Here is an 8,267-nt window from a genome sequence, read left to right as displayed (position 1 = left end):
AGAGGGATTCGAACCCCCGGAGGTGTGACCCTCAACAGTTTTCAAGACTGCCGCATTCGACCACTCTGCCATTCCTCCTTAGCGGCAGCAAATATAAGAAGCTTTTTCCGTTCTCAGAAGCATTTTTTTTGGAATAATAACCCTTTCTTTTTTACTAAATAAAGAATTCGAGGCTTCCACTGGTACGTCTCCTGGCTTGTTAATAAATCCTTTTGTTGAATTAGCTCCACAGACTGCCACCTATTGAATAATTTATTATCTTCATAGAATTCAACTTTATACCTTATAATTATGTCCATTTTTAAACTTAGGATCAACGGTAAAGAAACAGAAGTAGATGTAGACCCGTCTACCCCTATTCTCTGGGTATTAAGAGACCACATGCAGTTAGTTGGCACCAAATACGGATGCGGTATTGCAGCCTGTGGCACATGCACAATTCACTTAGGTGATGCGGCCGTACGCTCTTGCCAGTTACCTGTATCTGTTGTTGGCAACCAGGCCATAACTACCATTGAAGGGTTGTCTGAAAACGGTGACCATCCCGTTCAACAAGCCTGGTTAGAGCACGATGTACCCCAATGTGGATATTGCCAGGCAGGGCAAATTATGAACGCAGCAGCCTTGCTAAAAAATAATGAGAACCCAACTGATGAACAGATAGATGCCGCCATGAATGGTAACATTTGCCGATGTGGTACCTATACCAGAATAAAGAAGGCCATTAAAACAGCAGCCAGTTCTCAAAACGCATAATTGCCAGCTCACCTAAAAAATTAATATCATGACAAAGATAAAAACACACTATAACAGACGTTCATTTATAAAAGTATCGGCCGCTGCTGGCGGAGGTATGCTCATAGGCTTTAGCTGGCTCAACGCATGTAAACCAAATTCGCCCGAATTGCAGGCAGGCGTGGCCATCCCGAAAGAATGGTTCGAGATCAATGGTTATATTAAGATAGGTGAGACCGGAATGGTCACCATCTATTCCCCTAACCCGGAAATAGGCCAAAACGTACGCACCTCCATGCCCATGATCGTGGCGGAAGAGCTTGACGTCCCCTGGGAAAATGTAGTCGTAGAGCAGGCTCCTTTAAATACAGGGTTTTACCAGAATCAATTTGCAGGAGGAAGTCTTTCTATCCGTCTCAGCTGGAATGCATTACGCATGGCAGGTGCAGCCGGAAAGCGAATGCTGATGGAAGCCGCCGCCAAAGAATGGGGCTTGCAAGTGGCAGAACTAAATGCCAGTGAAGGCATCATCAAGGAGACCAATGGAGAACGCTCCATAACCTATGGAGAGATAGCCTCAAAAGCAGTAGGGATTGAAGTTCCTGAAGAATTGGAACTAAAAGAGCCGAAAGATTTTAAGCTAATAGGCACGAGTCAGAAGAATGTAGACGGGATGAAAATAGTGACTGGCAAACCTTTATTCGGGTGGGATTTCCACAGGGAAGGTATGAAACTGGCTATGATAGAACATCCTCCAGCCTTCGGGATGAAAGTAAAGGACTTCAATGAAGAAGAGATAAAAAGTATGCCTGGAGTAAAAGATGCATTTATCATAGATACTTCTATTGAAGAACCCGGAATGTTTGATGAAAAAGGGTTTAAGCAACTGGTCGCTATTGTGGGCGAAACTACATGGCCACTCATGCAAGCAAAAAAGGCTCTAAGGGTAAACTGGGAAACCACAGGTACCCTGGAAAGTTCTACCATTCACCGAGAGCGATTAGATAGAGCGCTTGCCTCCGGAGAGGTAACAGAAAGTAGAAGAGACGGCAACCCGGAAGCTGCCTTTAAAAAGGCTGCCAAGGTCATAGAGCGCTCGTATACCGCTCCGTTCATTGCACATAATACCTTAGAACCCATGAATTTCTTTGCTAATGTTACAGAGGATTCAGCAGAACTCGTCGGACCTACGCAAACTCCCGAAGCCCTTGAGGGCTCAGTGGCCAAATTGTTAGGTCTTCCTCTAGAAAATATTACAGTGAATATGACTCGTATAGGCGGAGGTTTTGGCCGAAGACTCTATGTGCATTTTGGTTTGGAAGCAGCAGCTATTTCAAAAAAAATAGGCGGCCCGGTACAACTAATTTATACGAGAGAAGATGACATGTCACAGGGTACCTATCGCCCTACTTATAAATCTACTTATAAGGCGGGTCTGGATGAAAACAATAAGCTCATTGCCTTTACCGTCAAAGGTGCAGGGCTACCCGATGGTCCTGTATTTCCCAACAGATTCCCGGCCGGGACGGTGGATAATTATTCGGCAGAGAAAATAAAGGCAGATACCAATATCACTACCGGGGCGTGGCGTGCTCCAAGGTCTAATTTTACAGCAGGAGCAGAACAATCTTTTTTAGATGAAGTTGCGGAATTGGCAGGCAAGGATCCAATAGATTTCCGTTTGGAACTGTTCGATCGCGCCATCAACGATCCTGTTGGCGGGGAACACGAATATGAAGCGGAACGCTATGCAGGTGTCCTAAAACTGGTGAAGGAAAAAGCCAATTGGGGAAATCCTATGCCCAATGTACATCGTGGCGTAGCCGCCTATTTCTGTCATTCTACCTATGTGGCGGAAGTGTTCGATATGATCATGGAGAATGGGCAGCCCGTTGTTCAGAAAGTATGGTGTGCCGTAGATTGCGGCATTGTGGTCAATAAAGATGCGGCGAAGAACATGATAGAAGGTGGGGTCATTGATGGAATTGGTCATGGAATGTACAGTCAGCTAACCTTTGAAAATGGTTCACCAAAGCAAATGAATTTCGACAAATACCAATTGATACGCCATTCACAGGCGCCAAGGGAAATTGAAGTTTTCTTTGTGGAAAATGAGATAGCTCCTACCGGTCTTGGAGAACCCGGACTTCCACCGGCCATCGGTGCCCTGGCAAATGCCTTGTACAAAGCTAAAGGTGTACGGTATTACGATCAACCCTTTATGGGCACAGAAAGACCGGTCATAGGATAAGAAACCTTAGAGAACCTGGAATCCGTATGCAAAAGGATCATCTTCATCGATGGTAATCCGGTTGTAGCCATACTGTCTTGCCCAACCCTGGATTCCCGGTATAATGGCATCCTTTCCTCCCACTGTGGTGACGCCTTCTATACTTCCGGTAAATTGGGAGCCGATGATACTCTCATGTATAAAGGGATCTCCCACCTTTAATTTTCCCTGGGAATACCATTGCGCCATACGGGCAGAAGTACCTGTGCCACAGGGCGACCTGTCAATTGCCTTATCCCCATAGAACACCGCATTTCTTGCCGTTGATTCGGTATGGATGGAATTGCCGGTCCACAATAAATGACTAACATCTCGGATAGTTTCATTCTCGGGGTGAATAAACATCTCCGGGTATTTTTCATTGATCCGCCTGCGGATCTCCGGACTGATCTGTATTAGCTTACCCGCACTAAAATGCTCCAGGCCCGAAAAGTTTTTTTGTGGATCCAGGATAGCATAAAAATTTCCGCCGTAGGCCACATCGAATGTAAGGGGACCTATGACAGGACAAGTTACCTCTATCTCCTGGGCAGCCAGGTAGGAAGGTACATTCCGCAGCCGTACCCAATTTACTTTACCCCGTTCCATCTCGTAGGTTGCCGTGATAAGTCCGGCCGGAGTCTCCATACGAATACTACCCTCCTTTTTTGGAATAATGATCTTCTCTTCCAAGGCCATGGTAATGGTTCCTATGGAGCCATGACCACACATAGGTAGGCAACCACTGGTTTCGATAAAAAGAATTCCAAAGTCGTTTGCAGCATCAGAAGGTGGATACAAAATACTGCCACTCATCATATCATGTCCTCTGGGTTCAAACATAAGACCCTTTCGTATCCAATCGTACTCCTTAAGAAAATGCTGTCGTTTTTCACTCATGGAATTCCCTTGTAATAAAGGGCCACCCTTGACTACCAATCGAACAGGATTGCCGCAGGTATGACCATCTACGCAATAAAAGGTATGTTGAGCCATAGGGTACCTACAATTTAGTACTGGTAAGTTTTCCGTCTATCCTTCTTAAAAGATTTAATGGATTGTTGTTTTTCAAGGCCGCAGGCAGCAATTCATCCGGGCAATTCTGATAACATACTGGTCTCAGCCATCTTTTTATGGCATCGTCCCCAACAGCAGTAAACCTGCTATCCGTGGTAGACGGGTAAGGTCCGCCATGATGCATGGAAGCACATACTTCCACCCCTGTGGGCACTCCGTTAAAAATAAGTCGGCCTACCTTTCCTTCTGCTATTTTCAATAGACGATCGTACCCTCGTAATTCTTCATTGGTCCCTATTACCGATGCGGTTAACTGCCCTTCGAGCAGGGCCACAGATCTTTCCAAATCTTCTATGTTTAAACACTCTACCAGAAGGGAAAAAGGTCCGAATACTTCCTGGTGGAGTTTAGGATTTTCTCTGAATTCAGCCGCACTGACTTTCAAAATAACCGGTCTGCCCGCATTGGGTATGCTTTTTTCTGTAGCTCCTGCTACGAATGTAGTACCTTTCTGTTGTTGCATGTTGGCTCTGCCAGTATCATACTTTTCCGCAATCACAGGATGTAACATACTAGCGGGTGAAACCTGGTTAATTTCCCGGGCCAGGATCTCAGCGAAATGATCAAGATCTGGATTTTTAATACCCATTAATATACCGGGATTGGTACAAAATTGCCCGCTACCCAGGGTAACCGATTGGGCAACAGTTTTGGCCCATTCTTCACTTGATGATCTGAGTATTTCAGGTAATAACACCACCGGATTCACACTTCCCATTTCCGCAAACACCGGTATAGGTTCTTTTCTTTTGGCGGCAAGATCAAAAAGAGCCCGTCCTCCACTAATACTCCCGGTAAATCCTACTGCTTTCAGATGAGGGCTTTTAAGCAAGGCCTCCCCTACTTTGTGTCCGCTACTGTTGAGATGGGAAAATACTCCCTCTGGCATGGAAGTTTCTTTAGCCGCCTTTACAATGGCGGAGGACACCAAACTACCGGTTCCGGCGTGCATAGGGTGGCCTTTTACGATCACCGGGCATCCCGCAGCTAAGGCGCTTGCGGTATCGCCCCCTGCGGAGGAATACGCCAGTGGAAAATTACTGGCTCCAAAAACTGCAATGGGTCCTAGTGGAATCATTATTTTGCGGAGATCTACCTTTGGGCTTGGCTGCCTATCTGGCTGCGCAGTATCTATGCTGGCTTCCACAAAAGACCCTTCCTCCAGCATGCGGGCAAACATACGCAACTGATTCACTGTTCTGCTGCGCTCCCCTTTAGCCCTCCCTTCCGGCAAGCCTGTTTCTGAGCAATAAAGCTCAATAAGGTCCTGATCTAAAGCCATGATCGCATCGGCGATAGCATTAAGGAAGTTGGCTCGGTGGCTATAGCTGGTATCGGCGTAAAACGTCGATGCCTGTTGTGCCAAAGTAAGAGCTTCTTCTATTTCCTCAGCAGAAGCCTCGTAAAATTGGGTTTTATTCTCAATATTCAGGATTGGGTTGAAGGTCTTAAAAGTATGGCTTCCCCTTTTTGATCTGTTGTACCCAATAATATTCTTTCCGTCTAACATCTTTGCCTTATATTTTTTATTTCTTGTATGAAGGAAGCATTGGCCTGTTGGTAATACTCCTGTCTATAATGTCTTTTACCCGCTTCCTTTCTGCTCCCTGAAGGGGTAAACGCGGAGGGCGTACATGTTCGGTTCCAAGACCTGTAGCCACTTCGGCCATCTTTATATTTTGGACCAATTGAGGATTAATGTCGAGTTCCAAAAGAGGCATAAACCATCTGTAAATTGCAAGTGCCTCCTGGATTTTCCCTGCTTTTGCAAGTTCATAGATGGCAACCGTCTCTCTGGGAAATGCACATACGAGGCCTGCCACCCATCCATCTGCACCTGCTAAAAGACTCTCAAGTGCCAGGGTATCTACACCACAGAGTATTTTCAACCGATCTCCAAACCTATTGCGTATTCGGGTGATGTTGGTAATGTCACGGGTTGATTCTTTTACTGCCTGAATTGTCGAAAAAGAAAGTAATTCTTCGAACATATCCAGGGTAACCTCAATACCATAATCTACGGGATTATTATAGACCATAATGGGGAGCTTGCTGTGCTTAGCCACTTCGGAAAAATAAACCACTGTTTCGTGTGCATTAGCTTTGTAACGCATGGGTGGCAACATCATCAAACCTTGCGCTCCGTATTTTTCTGCTCTTTCTGCAGCCTTTAAGGCACCTTTTGTAGACTGTTCAGCTATATTTACGATGACCGGGATTTTTTGACTAACAAGGTTTACGGTAGTTTTAATCAGTTGTACCTTTTCATCTTCTTCCAGGGTACTGGCTTCCCCCAGGGTACCTCCTAATATAATACCGTGAACCCCTGCATCCATTTGCGCTTTCAAATTTTTTTCAAACATCTGAAGGTCCAAGGTATCTAACTTCGTGAACTTGGTGGTAACCGCAGGCATAACGCCTTCCCAACGTATATTCATAGGTGTTTACTTTGACATGCAAAGTACATTTCTTTCTTTTTAAACACAAGGAAACCCAAGTGAGAATACACAGGCCAGATAATTTATCTATAACCTTGATTTATTGCCCAATACACTAGGTGTGGCATATTCTTTTTAGGATGGTTTTAATAAGGATTCATTTTGTTTTCCTTATTTTTGAGCCGCTTAGAAAATATGCATATTGTTATGATAAAGAATTTTTATTTGATTGGCCTTCTTCTGATGGCGGGGTGCACTTCTACCCAAAAAACAACAGCTGAAAATGCAACAGGAGGGGACCCATTGGACCCAACCGCGTATGCCGCTACCATCACCGAACAAGAGTTAAAAGATCATCTGTATACCTATGCATCAGATGAATTTGAAGGTCGGGAAACAGGTACTGCAGGCCAAAAGAAGGCTGTAGAATATATCCGAAAGAATTATATAGATCTTGGGATCCCTGCGGCAAAGTCAGATGGAAACTATTTTCAAGAGGTGCCCCTGGAGATGGCTAAACTCCCAAAAGGCTCCCTGAATATAAATGGGAAAACCTACAACACCGGGGAAGATTTTATCACCTTCAATGCCCTCGAAGGAACGTATAACGACGTAGTCTATGCAGGTTTTGGGATAGAGGATGATAATTATTCAGATTTTCAGGACCTGGATGTGCGAGGAAAATTGGTTTTGGTTAAGTACGGGGAACCTGTCAAAGAAGATGGTACTTATATAATTACAGGATCAGAGCAACCTTCTTCATGGAGTAATATGTCTGAGGCTCCCGGAAAACGATTAGAGGTGGCCAAAGCAAAAGGAGCAAAGGCCCTCTTCTATATAGATCCTGATAATTACAAAAGATATGAAGGGTACTATAGGCGTATGAAGCGCAATGATCAGGGGCGAATTAGCTTTAAAGACGATGGCAAAACCCCATCTCTTATTTTGATCAGTGAGAATATGGCAAAAGAAATTTTACCGGAAATAAACGAATTGAAAAGTTCAGTAGTTCGCAATACAGACATTAGCGCATCTATTAAAAGCACCAATGATCCTGTTGATACAGAAAATGTGGTTGCTTTCATAAAAGGTTCTGAAAAACCAGATGAATATCTGGTGATCTCTTCACACTTAGATCATATTGGGATCTCTGGTGATGGCAGTATAAATAATGGGGCAGATGATGATGGCTCCGGTACAGTTGCCTTATTGGAAATTGCAGAAGCCTTTCAATTGGCTACAAAAGCTGGCAAGCGACCAAAAAGATCGATTGTTTTTCTGCACGTCACCGGAGAGGAAAAAGGTCTGCTTGGCTCCAGATATTACACAGATTTTGATCCAGTATTTCCTTTAGAGCAAACAGTGGCCAATCTCAATATAGACATGATCGGAAGGATAGATCCAAAAAGGGAAGGCGACAGGAACTATGTTTACCTAATTGGGTCTGATAAGCTTAGCTCTGAACTTCATGTTTTATCGGAGGATGTCAATAAGAAATATACCAACATAGAATTAGATTATACGTATAACGACGAGAACGATCCTAATCGTTTTTATTATCGAAGTGATCATTACAACTTTGCAAAGAACAACATTCCGATCATTTTCTATTTTAATGGAACGCATGATGACTATCACCGACCTGGGGATACACCAGATAAGATCAATTATGATCTGTTGACCAACCGCACAAAATTGGTGTTTTTCACTGCCTGGGCAATTGCTAATAGAAGCGAGCGGGTCATTGT

6 protein-coding genes are annotated in these 8,267 nt (G+C 44.3%); 3 read left to right on the top strand and 3 right to left on the bottom strand.

Annotation, left to right across the window (positions count from 1 at the left end):
* Positions 1-291: 291 nt before the first annotated feature.
* Together WBM49_RS11890 and WBM49_RS11885 are read left to right on the top strand one after the other, a co-directional pair.
* Complete coding sequence (locus WBM49_RS11890; RefSeq protein ID WP_424372272.1) at positions 292-756, top strand: (2Fe-2S)-binding protein; 465 nt, start codon at positions 292-294, stop codon at positions 754-756.
* A gap of 28 nt (positions 757-784) precedes the next feature.
* Complete coding sequence (locus WBM49_RS11885; protein WP_424372271.1) at positions 785-2,986, top strand: molybdopterin cofactor-binding domain-containing protein; 2,202 nt, start codon at positions 785-787, stop codon at positions 2,984-2,986.
* A gap of 6 nt (positions 2,987-2,992) precedes the next feature.
* Here the strand turns inward: WBM49_RS11885 and WBM49_RS11880 are convergent, their stop codons facing one another.
* The 3 genes from WBM49_RS11880 to WBM49_RS11870 are packed head-to-tail and all read right to left on the bottom strand — an operon-like array spanning position 2,993 to position 6,519.
* Complete coding sequence (locus WBM49_RS11880; protein WP_424372270.1) at positions 2,993-4,000, bottom strand: 4-hydroxyproline epimerase; 1,008 nt, start codon at positions 3,998-4,000, stop codon at positions 2,993-2,995.
* Positions 4,001-4,007: 7 nt separating this feature from the next.
* Positions 4,008-5,591 (bottom strand): aldehyde dehydrogenase (NADP(+)), encoded by a 1,584-nt coding sequence (locus tag WBM49_RS11875; RefSeq protein ID WP_424372269.1) that lies wholly within the window; start codon positions 5,589-5,591, stop codon positions 4,008-4,010.
* 16 nt (positions 5,592-5,607) lie between these two features.
* Positions 5,608-6,519 carry a dihydrodipicolinate synthase family protein gene (locus tag WBM49_RS11870; protein ID WP_424372268.1) on the bottom strand — a complete coding sequence of 304 codons (912 nt, stop codon included), beginning with the start codon at positions 6,517-6,519 and terminating at the stop codon, positions 5,608-5,610.
* A gap of 207 nt (positions 6,520-6,726) precedes the next feature.
* Between WBM49_RS11870 and WBM49_RS11865 the strand changes: the two genes are divergently transcribed.
* The coding region (locus WBM49_RS11865; protein WP_424372267.1) for a M28 family peptidase at positions 6,727-8,267 on the top strand (1,541 nt) is incomplete at its 3' end.

Origin of the sequence: Muriicola sp. (genome assembly GCF_049669965.1) — a bacterium.
GTDB lineage: Bacteria > Bacteroidota > Bacteroidia > Flavobacteriales > Flavobacteriaceae > Muriicola.
Note: the sequence above shows the minus strand (reverse complement) of the source record. Positions and strands in the feature narration are given on the sequence as shown.